The organism is Streptococcus pantholopis, from assembly GCF_001642085.1.
Taxonomy (GTDB): domain Bacteria; phylum Bacillota; class Bacilli; order Lactobacillales; family Streptococcaceae; genus Streptococcus; species Streptococcus pantholopis.
In genome coordinates, this window is sequence record NZ_CP014699.1 from 324474 (window position 1) to 342962 (window position 18489).

The following is an 18489-nucleotide window of genomic DNA, read 5'->3' on the forward strand; positions in this document are numbered from 1 at the left end:
AAAATACCTCTGATTCTAAAGATTCGATAATGGATTCAGGTACTCAAGAATCAACTATGGTGGTTGAAGAAGTCTTGCCTGCTGTTGAATTGGCTGGTAATCAAGAAGAAGACAAAGCGCTGAACTCATCGGAAACACAGCTAACAGAAAGCACTTTGGAGCAGGAACGGTATTATATTATAGAAGATGCAGATGTTACTGGTGATAGATTTACTGAACAAAAAAATAATGAGATAGTTACTATTCCGACTAGCGATAATAAGGAAGTTGTTTCTTATCCTGAGCAGGGGATTAATGACTATAAAAATGAGGAGCAGTTAATCATTTTGAACAAAGAGCAAACTAATTATGATAGTACTTTTTTTAATAACACCAAAGAGTCAGTTATTGATTTTGAGAAAGAAATAATTTCGGGTGTTAAGGCAGATTTTTTAGAAAAAATACTATCTACTTCATTAGTGACAAATGGTTCAGTTGCTAGAGGTGATGACTACCCCGCCTATCTGAAAAATGCTGCCCCAGATACTATTATTGATCCTTGGCGACTCTATAACAGAGAATGTACTTCTTTCACAGCATATAGGCTTAGTTCAGTAAATAAGTTCGAATTGCCTGGTGCATATGGTAATGGGGGTCAGTGGGGGAGTCGAGCAAAGCAAGAAGGCTATAGAGTGGATATGAACCCAGCTAAAGGTTCTGTTGCGTGGTTAGATGACGGTGGATATGGGCATGTCGCTTGGGTCTCGAATGTTATCGGGAATAATGTTGAGATTGAAGAATATAATTATAATTGGAATTACAGTTATAATCGACGCACAGTAGCAAAAACAGTTTTTACTGGCTATATTCATTTTAAAGATTTATCCGGCGGTACAAATTCAACTGGGGGGGAGTGCTTCCCTCCCTGCTTCTGGCACCTATTATTTTACTAGTCGAATGGGAATTAAGGCTGAACCAAAAATTTCAAGTGCTGATTTAGCATATTACGATAATGGTGATAGCGTACATTATGATAAAACACTGGAAGCCGATAATTATCAATGGATTTCTTATATTGCAACATCAGGCAACAGACGCTACATTGCTATTAATAAATTAGCATCTTCTGTTACTCCAGTGGTTAAAGGAACAATAAATATTCAAAATAAAAATGACCAAGCTGGTACTTTTGATGTTATTATTACAGATGTATCAAGCAATAGTGGATTAAAAGAAGTACTGATTCCGATTTGGTCCACACAAAATGGGCAAGATGATCTTGTTTGGTATAAAGCTACAAAGCAAAGTAATAATTACAAGGTGTCGGTAAATATCAGCAGTCATAAAAATAATCGTGGTGAGTACAATATCCATTTGTATTATATCATTGATAATGGGGCACAAGTTGGTGTTGGAGGTACAAAAATCACAATTTCTGAGATTCAAACACCAGTTACAAAGCTTACAGGGGACATCTCTATAAAAAATAAAAATCTTCAGACTGGTGATTTTGATATTGTCATTTCCAATGTGTCAAGTTCAAATGGTATCAAAGAAGTTAAAGTCCCTGTTTGGGCTACAAAAAATGGTCAGGACGATATTATTTGGTACTTGGCATCTAAACAAAATGATGGAACCTATAAGGTTACTGTTAAAATCAATGAACATAAGAATTATCAAGGAGAATATAATATCCATCTTTATTATGTCCAAAATAATGGAGCAATAGTTGGAGTTGCTGCTACTAAAACGAATATCCAAATTATCGCACGTCCATCTATTCCAGATAATGGAACCTATACTTTTACTGGCCATGCTAGCATTAAAGCAGAACCTAAGATGTCTTCCCCGGAACTAGCATATTACGATGCTGGGGACAGCGTTTTTTATGATAAAGTACTTTTTTCGGATGGGCACTACTGGATTAGCTATGTTGGGTATTCAGGCAATCGAAGATATATTAGCATTACCTAGGATCCGTTAAGGGCTAAGAAAAGGATGGTTGAACAAATTAGTTAGTAAATGCCGAGGATTTGTTATTTTTCTAAACTATTAAAGTTATATTATCTTTTGGAAAATTAATTAAATCGCCGAGGTCAAAATCTTCTGTTTGGCTATCTAAATTTAGTTTATGATTGAACAATCTTTAATCTCTTATACAAAGGAAACTTAATATGAAAAAAAGGAATAACTTAGTCATTATAATCGCATTTATTCTAATTGCAATATTTGCAGTGTTTTTATTCTTTCATCTAAGCAGCAGAAAAGAATCAAAAAACAGCGATACCTACAGTAATTCAAAAACGGTTCAAACTTCGTCTGGTTTTACAAATAAGAAAAAGTCTTCAGAAGAATCCGAATTATCTGCCGACAATTCTTTAAATAATGTAACTCAAGACTCTGAGAAAAACAGTGGTGCCTCTATTACAGAGAAAGTAACAGAAGCAGAAGAAAACAATGCCGGAGTACCTGAAGCAGATCAATCAGCAGCGGATACCTCCAATATCGACATCAATACGATTGCAAATGGTGACTTTGCGACATTGTCCGGGACATGGCAAAATGCTAACGGAGATAGCTTAACATTTGATAATTATGGTTTAGTTTCAGAAAGTCAGTATATTCAGTTTCAAAGTCTACATGATGGAAAAGCTTCTTTCACTATCGGAACAGTTAATGCAGCAACCGGAAGTGCTGCCCTATGGGTGATACCAGCAGGCACCACATCTGTTGCGGGCAATACCTTTGACCAAGATGTGCTGACTGTAGGACAGGGGGCTTATGCAGATTCCACACCTTACTATAAAATTTCAGAATAGAAGCCTAGCAAAAAATAATATTACATTTAGATTACAAATGTTACATTTTTTGCTTGACATTGTAACAAAATAAGCTTACAATAAAAGTGAAAAAGAAGAAGGGAGGAGGAGGATGAAAGGAAATTTTTTAATCCGTGAAAGACAACGTTTTTCTATTCGGAAGTATACATTTGGTGCAGTCTCTGTTTTACTCGGCTGTGTACTATTTTTTGGAGGACAGAGAGTTTTAGCAGAAGAGCAGAATTCTGTTTGTCCTCAAGAAACTGTCGCTGAAGAAGTGAAAGAGTCGGCAGAAGGAGCAATTGCTGATGTTTATTTAGGAACAGCTGAAGATAATCAGCTTCAGACCGTAGAAATTGGGTCTTCTGAGGTTAGTATCTCTGAACAGCAACAGACTTACGATACAGATACAGGACAGTCAGTTGGTGATGGTACAACAGCTGATGTAGTTCTGTCAGAAATGCTGATACAGACAGAAACTGCTGTAACGGATTCTTTTGAGCTGAGTGCAGAGTCCGAAAAACCTGAGACTGCAGATAATTCGTTGCAGCTTGTTTCCTCATTGGAAGAGACTGTTGATCCTGTTCAAACAAGGACAGTATTTAATGTCAATGATTTTTTGGCTGAAAGTAATTTTATATCACCAGTTAGTCTGTCTGAAAGCAAAATGGTTGCTAGTGGCTCACTGCCTAATCAAGGGAATTATGTTTATACAAAACGTACAGAGGTCAAAAATGAACCAAAATTGTCTGCCAGAACAGAATTTTATGTTAATGCAGGTGATAAGGTCTTTTATGATCAGCTTATAACAGCAGACGGCTATCAATGGATCAGTTATCTATCGTATAGTGGAGTCCGTCGTTATGCAGCTATCTCCGAACAAACCTCTGTGCAGGTGCCAAAAATACAAAGTTTAGCATCTCAAGGGTTATATACCTTTACCAAAGAGGTAACTGTTAAAAGCGAGCCAAAGCAATCGGCGCCTGTGCAGTTTGTGTTTAACAAAGGGGAAACCATCAATTACGATAGTGTTTTGGACTCAGATGGGCACCAGTGGCTATCTTATATCAGCTACAGTGGAATTCGCCGATATGTTGACATTGGCCAATCTATTAAGTCTGCTATCAAACCTCAAATAACTGAAAACAAAGTCACTGGTCAGCTGATTATCCAGAATAAAACCTCTGAAGGTTTTGAGGTTTTGGTTACAAATGTCTCTGACAACAACGGTATTGTTAGCGTTAAAGTTCCAGTCTGGACAGTCAACGCGGGTCAAGATGATATTATCTGGTATAATGCTAGTAAACAAAATAATGGTGACTATAGGGTTGCTGTCAAAATCAGCAATCATAAAAATGAACATGGGACTTACAATGTTCACCTCTATTATGTAGAAAATAACGGTAAAACGGTAGGTGTGGCATCAACGCATACAAATGTTGCAGCAGTCAGTACAGTTGCTAGTGCTATTCCCAGCCGAGGTAGCTATAGGTTTACTAAAAACGTTGATGTTAAAAATCAACCAAGATTGTCGGCTAAGACTGAATTTACTTTTACAAAAGGTGAAGCTATTAATTACGATCGAGTACTCACTGAAGACAACTATCAGTGGCTATCTTATGTTAGTTACAGTGGTATTCGTCGATATATTCCAATAATAGAAAACACAACTGATGATAAAAAAATCATCAACTCTCAAACTCAAGTAACCCGTACTGGCAATATTGCTATTCATAATCAAACATCTGATGGATTTGACGTTATCATCGACAATATTTTTGATAGCAAAGGAATTCAAAGCGTAAAAGTTCCGGTTTGGAGTGTCAGAAACGGTCAAGACGATCTTATCTGGTATGATGCTGTTCGACACAACAACAACTATAAGGTTACTGTTAAACGTAGCAATCACAAAAATGATTATGGTGATTATTATATTAATCTCTACTATGTAGAAAATGATAACCAACTAGCGGGTATTGTTTCAGCTAAAACTACTCTGTCCGAACCTCAAGTGGTTCGAACTGGTAATCTTTCTATTCAGAACCAAAGTAGTGATCGTTTTGATGTTATTGTCAGCAACGTTTCTGATAGCAGAGGTATCAGGGAAGTTAAAATTCCAGTCTGGACAGATAAAAATGGTCAGGATGATCTTATTTGGTATAATGGTCATCGGCAAAATGATGGCAACTATAAAATTACAGTTAATCGTAGCAGTCATAAAAATGAGTATGGCGATTATCATGTTCATTTGTATTACATAGAAAATGACGGTCAGACTGTAGGTATCACTTCGACTGAGGTTACTTTATCCGAACCAAAAACATCAGGTACCATTGCAATTGAGGATAAAAGTAGTCAGGGATTTACGGTTGTGATTCAAAATGTCTCTTCTCCTGTCGGGATTCAGGCTGTAAAAGTCCCTGTTTGGTCTACTCAAGGGGGCCAGGATGATCTTATCTGGTATGATGCAGTTAATCAAGGCGGAGGAACTTATAAGGCTATTGTTAGAACAAGTGCCCATCAGAATAGTTACGGTGAATATAATATTCACCTCTATTACGTCCAAAGAGATGGTACAATGATGGGCATTGTAGCAACAAAAACTATTGTAGAAGCACCTAAAACAAATGAAAAGAGGGAAGTTACTTACAATGGTTCTTACTACAGTATTCAGGGAAAGTATGACCAAATCTTAGTGGTTAATAAGAATTATCCGCTATCACCAACTTACAATCCAGGTGAAAATGGAACAGCTAAAGCGGCTTTCGTTCGCATGCGTGATGATATGATTAAACAAGGTTATAATGTTGGCTATGGCTATAGTGGCTTTAGAAGTTACAGTACTCAAGCAGAACTTTATCAGTCCTATGTCAACCGCGACGGTCAGACAGCAGCAGATCGCTATTCAGCAAGACCAGGATACAGCGAACATCAGACAGGCTTAGCATATGATCTAACAGATAAGAGTGGTGCTCTTCTGGAAGACAAAGCTGCCAGTGACTGGCTAAGAAAGAACGCACATAAGTATGGGTTTGTTGTGCGTTACCAGTCTGGAAAAGAGGCAATCACAGGTTTTATGGAAGAGCCTTGGCATGTTCGCTATATCGGCAAAGAAGCTCAAGAAATTTATGAGTCTGGACTAAGTTTGGAAGAATATTACGGTTTTAAAGGCGGTAATTATTCTTATGCTCAAACTTTGAATAATAATTCTCTCCCTAGTCAAGGTAGCTACACCTTTACAAAACGTTCTTCTGTTAAAGCAGAGGCTAAAGTCTCTAGTCCAGAGTTGGCTTACTATGACAAAGGGAATACAGTAAACTATGACAAAGTGCTATTTTCAGACGGTTGTCAATGGATTTCTTATATTGCTTTTAGTGGTGTCAGGCGCTATATTGCCATATGAATCCTACATCGGTATTTAAACAGGTAAAAGACTTCCACAAAAAAAATAGGAGTTCATGAAAATGAACTTCTATTTTTTTGTTTTCTATCGTTTCCGCTAGCCTTTGGCGGGTTAGCAGCGCTAAAAACTATTTTCAGATTAAACTTGGTTTTCTTCTGTTTACTGTTTAAACTGCGGCTCTGTAAACCAGCATCAGCTTGACATTGCAGGAAAGTCTGAGGTTTTCTCTTATTTTAAAAGAAACAGTGAATATTGTGTTCAAGAAAGACATTTTGGTAATCAATCAAGTCTTCTGGGTGAAGGGCTGGGACTCCTGCCATATCATAAGAGCGTTTGAGCAAAGCGTATTTGTTTTCGCCGAATTGATGGAAAGGAAGAAGCTGTACCTCTCTAATATCCAAAGTATTAAAGAGCTGGGCAAAAGCTTTGGCATCTTCGAGTGAGTCATTGAAATGGGGGATAACCGGTATTCTTAAAACAATCGTTTTTCCTTGCTCAAAGGCATAGTGGATATTTTTAATAATGAGTTCATTCCGAACACCGGTGACTTTAGTGTGCCTTATGGTGTTATAATGCTTAAGATCGGTATAGATAAAATCAACATATGAAATAAGATCCACAAACTGTTCATGTTTGGCGAAGGCTGTTGTCTCAATAGCAGTATGTATACCTAATGCTTTAGCCCGTTTTAAAATGGCTCTGGCAAATTCATATTGCGCAAAAATTTCACCGCCGGATAAGGTTAAACCGCCGCCTGATTCTTCGTAAAAATCCTGATCCTTTAAAACCTCTTCTATAATCTCATCAACGGTGCGTTCCTCACCAATTGTGGTTGGCAGCTTGGTTTCTGCATCTAATATTGGTTCAGGCTGATGTTTTTGAGATTCTGGATTTGAACACCAAGGGCAGCGCAAGGGGCAGCCCTTTAAGAAAACAGTTGTCCGGATGCCTGGCCCATCGTGAATACTGAAATGCTGGATGTTGAAAACAATGCCTTTGTCCGCGGTCATAAGACTTTCCTCCTTCTAATACTAGTTTAAACTAAAAACGAAACAATATCAATTACGAACGAAAGAAAAAAGTGCTGTTTTTCCAAAGAAAAATTTGTTAAAATAAAGTGGTGAGGTGAAAAAAATGAACCGTTTAGATAAGATTATCAGCTTGGTTTCCCAAGAAAAAAAAATAGATGTCAATACCCTCTCTGAAAAGATGGGGGTTTCCAAAGTAACCATTCGCAAAGATTTAGATAAATTGGAGAGGAGAGGACTGCTTCACAGAGAACATGGCTATGCAGTTCTGAACAGCGGCGATGATTTAAACGTCCGGCTCTCTTACAATTACGCGGTCAAAAAACGTATTGCCGAAAGAGCAGCTGAACTGATAAGAGATAATGATACCATTATGATTGAGTCCGGTTCCACCTGTGCCTTGCTGGCAGAGGCGGTCTGCCAGACACGGCGGAATGTCAAAATGATTACGAATTCCTGTTTTATTGCCAATTACATTCGAAACTATGATTCCTGTCAGGTGATTTTACTTGGAGGCAATTACCAGCCGGTTTCTGAAGTAACAGTAGGCCCTCTTGTTAAAGAAATGATTAGTTTTTTCCATGTGGACAAGCTGTTTGTCGGAACAGACGGCTTTGATCCTTCTGTAGGTTTTATGGGTAAAGACATGATGCGCTGTGAAGCAGTAAGCTGCATGGCTGACAGAGCAGATGAATTAGTGATATTGACAGACTCCAGTAAGTTCACTAAACGCAGTCTGGTCCATCAGTTTTCATTAGAGCAGGTTAAGCAAGTCATAACCGACAGCTCACTGGCTGATGAACAGCACCGTCTGCTGACGGCGCAAGACATCCGAGTTACAGTAGTTTAATCATCGCTTGCACTTTCCGCTTGGAAGGTGTTTTTTTCTTGCAAAAAAGTCTTGCATTTTGCTTTTTAAGGGTTATAATGATTACGAAAGAAAAAAAATATATTACGAAAGAAAAGGAGAAAATGATGGCTGTCCAATTATTAACCCAAAACTACACAAACGCTACTCAGAAAAATTCGCAGCAGCATTTCGGCTATTTGACCGAGCGTATGTATGCTTATCGTGATAAGGTGCTTGATAAAAAGCCTTATATTGATGCAGAACGGGCGATTTTAGCAACCGAAAGCTATCGTAAGCATCAAAACCAGCCGGTTGTGATGAAACGTGCCTTAATGCTGAAAAATATTTTGGAAAAAATGTCAATCTATATTGATGATGAAACCCTGATTGTCGGCAATCAAGCTTCCGGTGATAAGGATGCACCGATTTTTCCTGAGTATACTCTTGAATTTGTTATGAATGAGCTTGATCTTTTTGAAAAGCGTGATGGCGATGTCTTCTACATTACAGAAGAAACAAAAGATGAGCTGCGCAAACTGGCGCCTTTTTGGGAGAACAACAATCTCCGTGCTAAAGCAGGAGCCGTTCTTCCTGAAGAAGTGGAAGTCTATATGGAAACCGAATTCTTCGGTATGGAAGGTAAAATGAATTCTGGTGATGCTCATTTGGCTGTTAATTATCAAAAGCTTTTACAAGAAGGGCTCATCGGATTTGAGAAAAAAACGCGTCAGGCTAAGGCTGATCTTGATCTGACAGTCCCTGAAAGCATTGATAAGTACCATTTTTATGATGCGATTTTGATTGTGATTGAGGCTGTCAAAACTTATGCCAACCGTTTTGCTAAACTGGCAAGCGAAATGGCAGAAACTGCCTCTCCCAAGCGACGTAAAGAGTTATTGGAAATCGCCGATATCTGTCAGCATGTGCCCTACCGTCCGGCGCGCAGCTTTGCAGAGGCAGTCCAATCGGTCTGGTTTATTCAATGTATCCTGCAAATCGAATCCAATGGGCATTCCCTCTCCTACGGGCGTTTTGATCAGTATATGTATCCCTATGCTAAGGCTGATTTAGAGGCCGGTCGCGAGACAGAGGACTCTATTATTGAACGCCTGACTAATCTTTGGATTAAAACCTTAACAATCAACAAGGTTCGCAGTCAGGCCCATACTTTCTCATCTGCCGGCAGTCCGCTCTATCAAAATGTTACTATCGGCGGACAAACGCGTGATAAAAAAGATGCTGTTAATCCCCTGTCATTCTTGGTACTCAAATCAGTAGCACAGACTCATTTGCCGCAGCCTAATCTGACTGTTCGCTATCATGCGGGACTTCATAAGGCCTTTATGAACGAAGCTATTGAAGTAATGAAGCTTGGATTTGGAATGCCGGCTTTCAATAATGATGAAGTCATTATCCCTTCCTTTATTGCTAAAGGTGTAGCAGAAGAAGATGCCTATGATTATTCAGCTATCGGCTGTGTTGAAACGGCTGTTCCCGGTAAATGGGGCTATCGCTGTACAGGTATGAGTTATATGAATTTTCCTAAAGTGTTGCTCATCACGATGAACGGCGGTATAGATCCGGCTTCAGGCAAGCGGTTTGCACCAGATTACGGGCGCTTTACTCAAATGACTTCTTATGCTGAACTCAAAACGGCTTGGGATAAAACGCTGCGTTATTTGACTCGTATGAGTGTTATTGTAGAAAATGCCATTGATCTCAGTCTTGAACGTGAAGTACCAGATATTCTTTGTTCGGCCTTAACAGATGACTGTATTGGCCGAGGGAAACATCTGAAGGAAGGCGGAGCTGTCTATGACTTTATTTCTGGTCTGCAAGTCGGTATCGCCAATCTGGCAGATTCTCTGGCAGCCATTAAGAAATTGGTTTTTGAAGAAAAGCGGCTGACGACTGGTGAACTCTGGGATGCACTGCAGTCAGATTATGCCGGTGAGCGCGGTGAGGCAATCCGTCAGATGCTGATCAATGACGCACCAAAATACGGCAATGATGACGACTATGCTGATAGTTTGGTACGTGACTGCTATGATGTGTACGTAGATGAAATAGCAAAATATCCCAACACGCGCTATGGCCGCGGGCCAATCGGCGGTATCCGCTATTCAGGTACTTCCTCCATTTCAGCTAATGTCGGTCAGGGGCGCGGTACCTTAGCAACACCTGACGGCCGCCATGCAGGAACACCGCTGGCAGAGGGCTGTTCACCATCACATAATATGGATAAAAAGGGACCTACTTCAGTTTTAAAATCTGTTTCAAAATTACCAACTGAGGAAATTGTTGGCGGTGTTTTGCTCAATCAAAAAGTTAATCCCCAAACGCTTGCTAAAGAAGAAGACAAGGCAAAACTTATTGCTCTTCTGCGTGCTTTCTTTAACCGCCTGCACGGCTACCATATCCAATACAATGTTGTCTCGCGCGAAACCTTGATTGATGCTCAAAAGCATCCGGAAAAACACCGTGACTTGATTGTGCGTGTAGCAGGTTATTCGGCCTTCTTCAATGTGCTCTCAAAAGCGACACAGGATGATATTATTGCTCGGACAGAACATGTGATTTAATCATTAGAGTAAGCGAGACAGAAAGGATAGGACTTATGGAATTCTTATTGGATACATTGAACTTAGAAGCTATCAGAAGATGGTCAGAGATTTTGCCTTTGGCCGGAGTGACCTCCAACCCAACTATTATCAAAAAAGAAGGCAAGATCGATGTCTTTAAGCGTATTAAAGAAGTGCGTGATATTATCGGCAAGGACAGCAGTTTACATGTACAGGTTGTAGCCCAGGATTATGAAGGGATCCTTAAAGATGCTGCCGAGATTCGCAAACAAGCCGGCGATACTATTTTTATTAAAGTTCCCGTGACTACGGCAGGATTAAGAGCGATTAAGACCTTAAAAAAAGAAGGTTCTAAGGTTACTGCCACAGCTATTTACACTGTATTTCAAGGGCTTTTAGCTATTGAAGCCGGTGCAGATTACTTAGCGCCTTACTATAACCGTATGGAAAATCTGAATATTGACTCAGCAGCAGTTATTAGACAGCTATCGCAGGCTATTGAACAACAGAGAGCAGCATCTAAGATTTTAGCCGCCAGTTTTAAAAATGTCGGCCAAATCAATCAAGCATTCAGCTCCGGTGCTCACGCTGTAACTGCAGGACCTGATATCTTTGAAGCTGGTTTTGCTATGCCTTCTATCCAAAAAGCAGTTGATGACTTTACGGCTGATTGGCAGGCTGTCTACGGCAAGAACCATCTTTAGTCAGGCAAAACTTAAAGAGCCTTTAAAAAACGCTGTCCAACCCCCTTTATTGTGTGAAGGAAAGGAATTCAACATGAAAGTATTTACCAGTCCATCTCGCTACATTCAAGGTAAAAACGCCCTGTTTCATAACATTAAATCAATTCTTAATCTGGGCTCTCATCCGCTTTTGCTGGCTGATGATGTGGTTTATGACATTATTGGCAGCCGGTTTGAAAAGCACTTAGCTCAAGAGGGTTTGATTGTAACCCGCTTATCCTTTAACGGTGAAGCTTCAGAGAATGAAATTAACCGTGTAACGACTGTTGCTAAAGAAAAAAAGAATGATTTAATTATTGGTCTTGGCGGAGGAAAAACAATTGACAGTGCTAAGGCAGTTGCTGATTTGCTGGGAGTTCCGGTCGTGATTGCCCCAACTGTTGCCTCGACAGATGCGCCAACTTCAGCTTTATCGGTTATTTATTCAGATGAAGGAACTTTTGAAAAGTACATGTTCTATTCAAAAAATCCAGATTTGGTTTTAGTTGATACGACCGTCATCAGTAAAGCCCCTAAACGTCTTTTGGCTTCCGGAATGGCTGATGCTTTGGCGACATGGGTGGAGGCAAGAGCTGTCCAACAAAGAAATGGGGAAACCATGGTTGGGTCCTCCCAGACCTTGGCAGGTCTAGCAATTGCTCAGGTCTGTGAAAAGACCTTATTCGCCGATGGAATTCAGGCTTTAGCAGCTTGTGAAGCTCAAGCTGTGACCAAGGCTTTAGACAATGTCATTGAAGCCAATACCTTGCTTAGCGGTATTGGATTTGAAAGCGGTGGTTTAGCAGCTGCTCACGCTATTCATAATGGTTTTACAGCCTTAACCGGTGACATTCACCACCTAACACATGGTGAAAAAGTAGCTTATGGGACGCTGACTCAGCTTTTCCTTGAAAATCGTTCAAAGGAAGAGATTGATAAATATATTCGTTTTTACCGTCAAATTGGCATGCCGACGACCTTGGCAGAAATGCACCTTGCCCAAGCCTCTTATGAAGATTTACTCAAAGTCGGCCGGCAGGCAACTGTTAAAGGAGAGACGATACACCAGATGCCGTTTAAGGTCACACCTGAAGCTGTCGCAGACGCTCTTATTACAGTTGATCAATATGTCAGAGAGCTCTATTAAAAACTGCTATTCATTTTGGTGAGCTGCTGTATTTTCAGGTAAAAAGGAAGCTGAGACAAAAAATATCTCAGCTTCTTTTGTTTTATAGCAGTACAGTCATTTTTGGGACCGTTTCGGTCAGTGTCAGAAGAAAACTGTTTTTCTTTTTCTGTTTAATTAAGTAAGGAAATTTAGAGCCAGCACCGTGTTTGCCGACTGTAGTCACGGTAAAGCTGGCCGAATTTTTTATATAAAATGCGCACCCCTGCCAAGACGACTAGAAGGGTGCGGCTCAAATCGATTCTGCTTTCTTTAATAAGACACAGGCTTTCCCAAACGGTCCTCGCTGGTCTTTTTTGTTATTATATCAAAAAAGGTGAGCTTTTCCATTTTCGGCTTTTTAGGTTTTGCTCAAAGCCAATGTTTAATGCTATAATAAAAAGTGAAGAAATTGAGGTAAATGATGTTATTTAAGGAATTTAATTTCAGCGCTTTTATTCAGGAAGCCTTAGATGAACTGGGTTTTCAGGAGCCGACAGCTGTTCAGGAAAAACTGATACCTGTCATTCGCTCCGGAGTCGATCTGGTTGGAGAGTCTCAGACGGGGTCGGGTAAGACACATACCTTTCTCTTACCGATTTTTGAAAAACTAAACCCTGACATTTCAGCTGTTCAGGCTGTTATCACGGTGCCCAGCCGAGAATTAGCCTATCAAATTTTGCAGGCAGCAAAGCAGATTGCCGTTCATTCACAGTCTGACATTCGCATCGCTCATTATGTTGGCGGAACTGATAAGCTCCGGCAGCTTGAAAAGCTTAAATCAAGCCAGCCTCATATCGTGATTGGAACACCGGGGCGTATCTATGATCTCCTGCAGTCAGGATCCCTAGTGATTCACAAGACCCAGACCTTTGTTGTAGACGAAGCTGATATGACCTTGGATATGGGCTTTTTGGATACAGTTGATAAAATTGCTGCTGCATTGCCTAAAGAGGTGCAGATTCTTGTGTTTTCGGCAACTATTCCGCAAAAGCTTCAGCCTTTTTTAAAAAAATACTTGGCTAATCCGGTTATAGAAAAGATTGCCTCTGAATCGGTCATTGCAGATAGTATCGACAATTGGCTGCTGTCAACTAAGGGGCGGGAAAAAAACACTCAGATCTTAGAAATGACAAAAGCTCTTTCCCCCTATCTGGCTATTATCTTTGTCAATACTAAAGAACGTGCAGAAGACCTGCACGCTTATCTGACAAGTAATGGCGTAAAGGCTGCTAAACTCCACGGCGGTGTTGTACCCCGCGAACGTAGGCGGATTATGAATCAGGTTAAAAAACTTGATTTTGATTATATCGTTGCAACAGACCTTGCGGCCCGCGGAATTGATATTGAAGGTGTCAGTCATGTGATTAATGACGCGATTCCTCAAGACCTGTCCTTTTTTATACACCGTGTCGGCCGTACCGGGCGCAACGGTTTGCCGGGAATCGCCATTACATTGTATCAGCCGGATGATGACTCTGATATCAGGGAGTTAGAAAAAATGGGTATCCGCTTTGTGCCTAAGATTTTAAAAGACGGACATTTCCAAAATACCTATGACCGAGACCGGCGTTTGCACCGCAAACCGGCTTACCAGCCTTTGGATACTGAAATGATCGGTCTGATTAAAAAGAAAAAGAAGAAAATCAAACCTGGTTATAAAAAGAAAATTCAGTGGCAGGCCAATGAAAAACGGCGCAAAGAGCGCCGGGCTGCAGCCCGTTCTCAAGAACGTTCCAAGCGAAAAGCTAAGAGACAGAGTTTTTAATTCATAATAAAAAGCCATAGGCAGCGCTATTGTCAACAGCTGCCTTTTTGTTTTAAATTTTTCATTCTTAACTGTTTTTTAATGTAGTAAAAAGATAAGAGAGAATTTAATGAGTGGAAACTCTTTGCTTTTTTTAGAATGACATTGCGATAAGGCTTAAATTTTGCTAAAATTGAGAATAAATAATAGTTAAGAGGTACAGACATGTCAAAAATTCTCGTTTTCGGCCACCAGAATCCGGATTCTGATGCTATCGGCTCAGCTGTAGCCTTTGCCTATTTGGCTAAAGAAGCTTACGGTTTAGAAACAGAAGCGGCGGCTTTAGGCGCTCCTAATGAGGAAACCGCTTTTGTTTTGGATTATTTCGGTGTTCCGGCGCCGCAGGTGATTGCTTCTGCCAAAGCAGCAGGTGCCCAGCAGGTTATTTTAACAGATCATAATGAATTCCAGCAATCGGTTGCGGATATTAAAGATGTTGATGTTATCGGAGTAGTGGATCATCACCGTGTTGCTAATTTTGAAACAGCCAATCCTCTGTTTATGCGGCTTGAGCCGGTTGGTTCAGCCTCTTCAATTGTCTATCGGATGTTTAAGGAAAATCAAGTAGCTGTTCCTAAAGCTATAGCCGGTCTGCTGCTGTCCGGCCTGATTTCTGATACCTTGCTGCTAAAATCACCGACAACACATACAAGTGATAAGGCAGTAGCAGAGGAGCTGGCTGAACTGGCCGGAGTGGATTTGGAAGAATACGGTCTGGCAATGCTGAAAGCGGGGACTGATCTTTCCAGTAAATCTGCTGCAGAATTGATTGCAATTGATGCCAAAAGCTTTACACTGAACGGCAATCAAGTCAGAGTTGCTCAAGTCAATACGGTGGATATTGCTGAAGTGCTTGATCGGCAGAAAGAGATTGAACAGGCTATCCAAGAGACTAATGCAGCCAACGGCTATTCGGACTTTGTTTTGATGATTACCGATATCATCAATTCCAATTCAGAAATTTTAGCGCTCGGCTCACATATGGATAAGGTAGAAGCTGCTTTTAATTTTAAGCTGGAAAATCATCATGCCTTTTTGGCAGGAGCAGTGTCCCGTAAGAAACAGGTGATTCCGCAGCTGACCGCAAGCTTTGGCGGCTAAAAGTTAAAATTGACAGTCTGAGGCAGTATGATGCTGGCAGTGAAAACTGATTTATCATACCGCAGCAGAAACTGTCTTTTTTGCTGGAACTAGAATACGATTATGATTAAAATTGTTAACCCTGATAAACTAACCCGTCAGCCTTTTTTTCAGGATTTGATTAACTGGCTCTATCCCAATAAAACGGTCACACTGCGGCAGATTAAACAGACTTTTCCGACCATTAGGTCCGTTGATCGCTTTATTGAAGATTACGTGCAGGCCGGTTATCTGCTTCGCAAAGACCGGTGTTACAGCTTAACGCTCCCTTTAGCGACAGACAGTCAGGCTGTTGATTTAGACAAAATGCTCTTTCTTGATACGGAAAGTCCGCTTTACCAGGAATTACTGACAAAGACTTTTACAACCGCTTTAACCAATCAGACAAATCAGACTATTCTGCTGGAAGAGACGGATCTTTTTCGCACTGAAGCAACACTGGCTAATTATTTTTATGCCTTGCGCCGTTCCCTGCCTTTGCCCGATAGTTTACAGCCTCTTTATGCCGTGCTTGGAGATGTGAATCAGGAGTATGCACTGAAATATATAACAGCTTTTCTCTTAAAATTCAACCAGCGGTCAGCCGTTCCCCAGAAAAGGCCGGACATTTTTGTGCAGGCCTTGGAGGAGCTGGGCTATATTGCTAAAAATACAGATGGTAAGTATGAATTGCGGCTGAATTTTGCTAAAGACAGCTTAACATTCAGAACCAAAGCAATATCAAAAGACTGACAGTACTAATCTGCTCTGAAAGTCAAGCAATGTTTTATAGATGAATGATAGCAAAATACAGGCTTTCTTACAGGCCTGTTTTTGAAATGAAAAAATAAAATTTCTTCAACAGTTATTCTCTGCCAGTCTGTTGAAAATATGGTAAACTCATAGGAAAGGATATAAATAAACAAAATAAGTCTGAAAATCCGGCAGCCTCTTCCTTTTCTTTGATGGCTTCCTGATAGCTGCCGTCTGCGGGCTTTGTATCTTGTTGGAATTGAACACGCCCTAAGCTCTTTGCAAAAAAGAGACGCAGTCGTAGGAAGGAAGCATAAGCTGACGTACGAATGTGGCTGCTCTAGTAAGTATAAAACTTCCTAGAAACCGGAGTTTCTTCGTCAGTTTTCCTATTTTTGCTGTGAGCTTTAAACGGGCTTTGTATCTTGTTATAAGGAGTTGCGGGATGGCAGTCGAACGTTTATTATTTTCTTGTGCCGGTATCAAAGAGGGTGGGGAATTTCCAATTATCTATACCGGCAGAGGAGAGAATAGATCACCAGAATTTCATCTAAAAAATTTAGATCCGCAGGCTGAGACACTTGCCTTAACGTTAGAAGATTTGGATCATCCGCTCAAAAAAGAGTTTACACATTGGCTGATTTGGAACATTCCGGCGAGAGCATTTATCCCTTCAGGAATTCCTAAGGGAAAAACAGTAGCAGAACTAGGTCATGCTAAACAAGGGCTGGCCTATGGCTGGCATTGTTATGCCGGCCCTAAACCGCCCTTTGGGCAGACACATCGCTACCGTTTTACGCTTTACAGCCTAAACAGAAGTCTGGATCTGTCTCCTTACACCAGAAAATCTGTTTTTTTAAAGGCAGCTGCTCCCTATATCCTGCAAAAAGGAGAGTTGACTGCTAGCTTTGGCAGCAAAAGGGAATCAGAAAAACAATGGGTTCCCAGTTTTTCCGGCTGAATACAGATAAGCAGAGAATAAGTGCAGCTATCTGCGGCCAAAATGCATGGCTATATAAAATATATGACAGTAAAAAACAGGTCTTCTTACCTATTTGGTAAAGAGGAGCCTGTTTTTTTACTGTGAGAGATAGTGATAAAAGCCTCGATAAATATTTACAGCTGCAGCAAAAGCATGTTTGTTGTTAAGCCGGCAGCTGTCCCCATTAACAGTACCTTATCACCTTTTTGGATGCGTTTCTTTCTTAAGGCTTGGCAAAAGGCAAAAGGAACGGAAGCAGAAACCATATTGCCGTATTCGGAGATTAAATCGATAAACTGCTGGGGTTTAATTCCTAATTTTTCCATAACCAAAGGCATGGCCCTGCTGGCCTGATGGGGAATAACAAAGTCTAAGTCTGCAGCTGTCATACCGTTTTTAGTTAGAAAATGGTGAAACAGCTGAGGAAGTTTTTTGACACTGAGGCTTAAGATCTGTTTTCCTTTCATATCAAACATAAACTCTTCTTTAGTGACTTCGGAATATGTTTTAGGATGAACAGCAGACAGTCCTGCGCGAATTTCCGTGGCATGGGCTCCCTCTGACCATGTCTTTTGTATGCTGTCAATAATACCGCTTTGGCTGTCCTGTCTTTGACCGAAAATCATTGCTGCTGCTCCGTCGCTGAAGAGTTCAAAACTTTCTTTTTGCTTCGGATTTAGGGCAAGAGAACCGACTTCACTGGAGACAATCAGTATATTATGATAACGCCCTGCTACAAGCGGGTAAGATATGAGATCCAAAGCTGTAATAAAACTGGTGCAGGTCGTATTGATGTCAAGTGCCGGTATATCTGTCCCCTTGGCAAGCTGCTCGTGAATTAAGGCAGCCGTACAAGGGATCGGCTGAATGCCAACTGCACTGGCGGACACAATACAGTCAATATCTTCAACTGTCATTTTGGCATTAGTTAGGGCGTTTCTGGCTGCCTGAACCGCAAGGTCCAATTGGTTTTCGTCTGGACTGATTCGATACCGGGTCTGCTTGCCAAAATGAACAGTCTGCTTTGGCAAAGCCGTCCCATATCCTTGCAAAAATACTTTTCTCATAAAATCTCCTTATAATAAACAAGATACAAAGCCCGTAAAAAACGCAAAAGGAAAATGACGGTAAGTCCGAAATCTCTGATTTCGCAGACGCACCCCTGCCAGAACGGCTAGAAGGGTGCGGCAGGCTGTAAAGACTGCAAAGCCTTCAGACGTTTACGGCTGCCTAACGGTGAAATCAGTTCTATATTTGACCATGCTTTTCCTCGCAGCGTT

General features: G+C 40.7%; 12 protein-coding genes and 1 pseudogene. 11 read left to right on the forward strand and 2 right to left on the reverse strand.

Translation table 11 applies throughout. The features are described from left to right. The first annotated feature begins 29 nt into the window (after positions 1 to 29). The 3 genes and pseudogenes from A0O21_RS10705 to ldcB all read left to right on the forward strand — a co-directional run bounded on the left by A0O21_RS10705 (position 30) and on the right by ldcB (position 6201). Positions 30 to 1953: pseudogene (locus A0O21_RS10705) on the forward strand (GBS Bsp-like repeat-containing protein). A gap of 200 nt (positions 1954 to 2153) precedes the next feature. Beyond that, the gene (locus tag A0O21_RS01555) at positions 2154 to 2798 is read left to right on the forward strand and encodes a DUF6287 domain-containing protein (protein WP_067060372.1); all 645 of its coding nucleotides are present in this window, start codon (positions 2154 to 2156) and stop codon (positions 2796 to 2798) included. Between the two features lie 112 nt (positions 2799 to 2910). After that, positions 2911 to 6201, forward strand: coding sequence for an LD-carboxypeptidase LdcB/DacB (gene ldcB / locus A0O21_RS01560; RefSeq protein WP_067060374.1), 3291 nt, complete (start codon positions 2911 to 2913; stop codon positions 6199 to 6201). A gap of 233 nt (positions 6202 to 6434) precedes the next feature. Here ldcB and A0O21_RS01565 read toward each other — a convergent pair whose 3' ends face one another. After that, a complete protein-coding gene (locus A0O21_RS01565) occupies positions 6435 to 7211 on the reverse strand; it encodes a glycyl-radical enzyme activating protein (RefSeq protein ID WP_067060376.1) in 777 nt (258 codons plus the stop codon). Positions 7212 to 7335: 124 nt separating this feature from the next. Between A0O21_RS01565 and A0O21_RS01570 the strand changes: the two genes are divergently transcribed. From A0O21_RS01570 to A0O21_RS01605, 8 genes are all read left to right on the forward strand, one after another. Further along, on the forward strand, positions 7336 to 8079 hold the full coding sequence (locus A0O21_RS01570) for a DeoR/GlpR family DNA-binding transcription regulator (RefSeq protein WP_067060378.1): 744 nt from the start codon (positions 7336 to 7338) through the stop codon (positions 8077 to 8079). 125 nt (positions 8080 to 8204) lie between these two features. Continuing rightward, positions 8205 to 10661 (forward strand): glycyl radical protein, encoded by a 2457-nt coding sequence (locus tag A0O21_RS01575; protein WP_067060380.1) that lies wholly within the window; start codon positions 8205 to 8207, stop codon positions 10659 to 10661. A gap of 35 nt (positions 10662 to 10696) precedes the next feature. After that, complete coding sequence (locus A0O21_RS01580) at positions 10697 to 11365, forward strand: fructose-6-phosphate aldolase (RefSeq protein ID WP_067060382.1); 669 nt, start codon at positions 10697 to 10699, stop codon at positions 11363 to 11365. A gap of 73 nt (positions 11366 to 11438) precedes the next feature. After that, positions 11439 to 12530, forward strand: a complete 1092-nt coding sequence (locus A0O21_RS01585) for a glycerol dehydrogenase (protein WP_067060384.1) — start codon at positions 11439 to 11441, stop codon at positions 12528 to 12530. A 442-nt stretch (positions 12531 to 12972) separates the two neighbouring features. Continuing rightward, positions 12973 to 14316 carry a DEAD/DEAH box helicase gene (locus A0O21_RS01590; RefSeq protein WP_067065012.1) on the forward strand — a complete coding sequence of 448 codons (1344 nt, stop codon included), beginning with the start codon at positions 12973 to 12975 and terminating at the stop codon, positions 14314 to 14316. Positions 14317 to 14520: 204 nt separating this feature from the next. Continuing rightward, entirely contained in the window at positions 14521 to 15456 is a 936-nt protein-coding gene (locus A0O21_RS01595) for a manganese-dependent inorganic pyrophosphatase (protein WP_067060386.1), read from the forward strand. Between the two features lie 102 nt (positions 15457 to 15558). Next, the gene (locus tag A0O21_RS01600; RefSeq protein WP_067060388.1) at positions 15559 to 16227 is read left to right on the forward strand and encodes a DUF1803 domain-containing protein; all 669 of its coding nucleotides are present in this window, start codon (positions 15559 to 15561) and stop codon (positions 16225 to 16227) included. A gap of 445 nt (positions 16228 to 16672) precedes the next feature. After that, positions 16673 to 17188 (forward strand): YbhB/YbcL family Raf kinase inhibitor-like protein, encoded by a 516-nt coding sequence (locus A0O21_RS01605; RefSeq protein ID WP_067060390.1) that lies wholly within the window; start codon positions 16673 to 16675, stop codon positions 17186 to 17188. A gap of 155 nt (positions 17189 to 17343) precedes the next feature. Here the strand turns inward: A0O21_RS01605 and A0O21_RS01610 are convergent, their stop codons facing one another. After that, entirely contained in the window at positions 17344 to 18276 is a 933-nt protein-coding gene (locus A0O21_RS01610) for a 3-oxoacyl-[acyl-carrier-protein] synthase III C-terminal domain-containing protein (RefSeq protein WP_067060392.1), read from the reverse strand. Positions 18277 to 18489 lie beyond the last annotated feature (213 nt).

What these genes read in the sequence shown, in the direction of transcription:
- A0O21_RS01555 (WP_067060372.1), top strand. Translation starts at nt 2,154, where the DNA reads ATGAAAAAAAGGAATAACTTAGTCATTATAATCGCATTTATTCTAATT.
- ldcB (WP_067060374.1), top strand. Translation starts at nt 2,911, where the DNA reads ATGAAAGGAAATTTTTTAATCCGTGAAAGACAACGTTTTTCTATTCGG.
- A0O21_RS01565 (WP_067060376.1), bottom strand. Translation starts at nt 7,211, where the DNA reads ATGACCGCGGACAAAGGCATTGTTTTCAACATCCAGCATTTCAGTATT.
- A0O21_RS01570 (WP_067060378.1), top strand. Translation starts at nt 7,336, where the DNA reads ATGAACCGTTTAGATAAGATTATCAGCTTGGTTTCCCAAGAAAAAAAA.
- A0O21_RS01575 (WP_067060380.1), top strand. Translation starts at nt 8,205, where the DNA reads ATGGCTGTCCAATTATTAACCCAAAACTACACAAACGCTACTCAGAAA.
- A0O21_RS01580 (WP_067060382.1), top strand. Translation starts at nt 10,697, where the DNA reads ATGGAATTCTTATTGGATACATTGAACTTAGAAGCTATCAGAAGATGG.
- A0O21_RS01585 (WP_067060384.1), top strand. Translation starts at nt 11,439, where the DNA reads ATGAAAGTATTTACCAGTCCATCTCGCTACATTCAAGGTAAAAACGCC.
- A0O21_RS01590 (WP_067065012.1), top strand. Translation starts at nt 12,973, where the DNA reads ATGTTATTTAAGGAATTTAATTTCAGCGCTTTTATTCAGGAAGCCTTA.
- A0O21_RS01595 (WP_067060386.1), top strand. Translation starts at nt 14,521, where the DNA reads ATGTCAAAAATTCTCGTTTTCGGCCACCAGAATCCGGATTCTGATGCT.
- A0O21_RS01600 (WP_067060388.1), top strand. Translation starts at nt 15,559, where the DNA reads ATGATTAAAATTGTTAACCCTGATAAACTAACCCGTCAGCCTTTTTTT.
- A0O21_RS01605 (WP_067060390.1), top strand. Translation starts at nt 16,673, where the DNA reads ATGGCAGTCGAACGTTTATTATTTTCTTGTGCCGGTATCAAAGAGGGT.
- A0O21_RS01610 (WP_067060392.1), bottom strand. Translation starts at nt 18,276, where the DNA reads ATGAGAAAAGTATTTTTGCAAGGATATGGGACGGCTTTGCCAAAGCAG.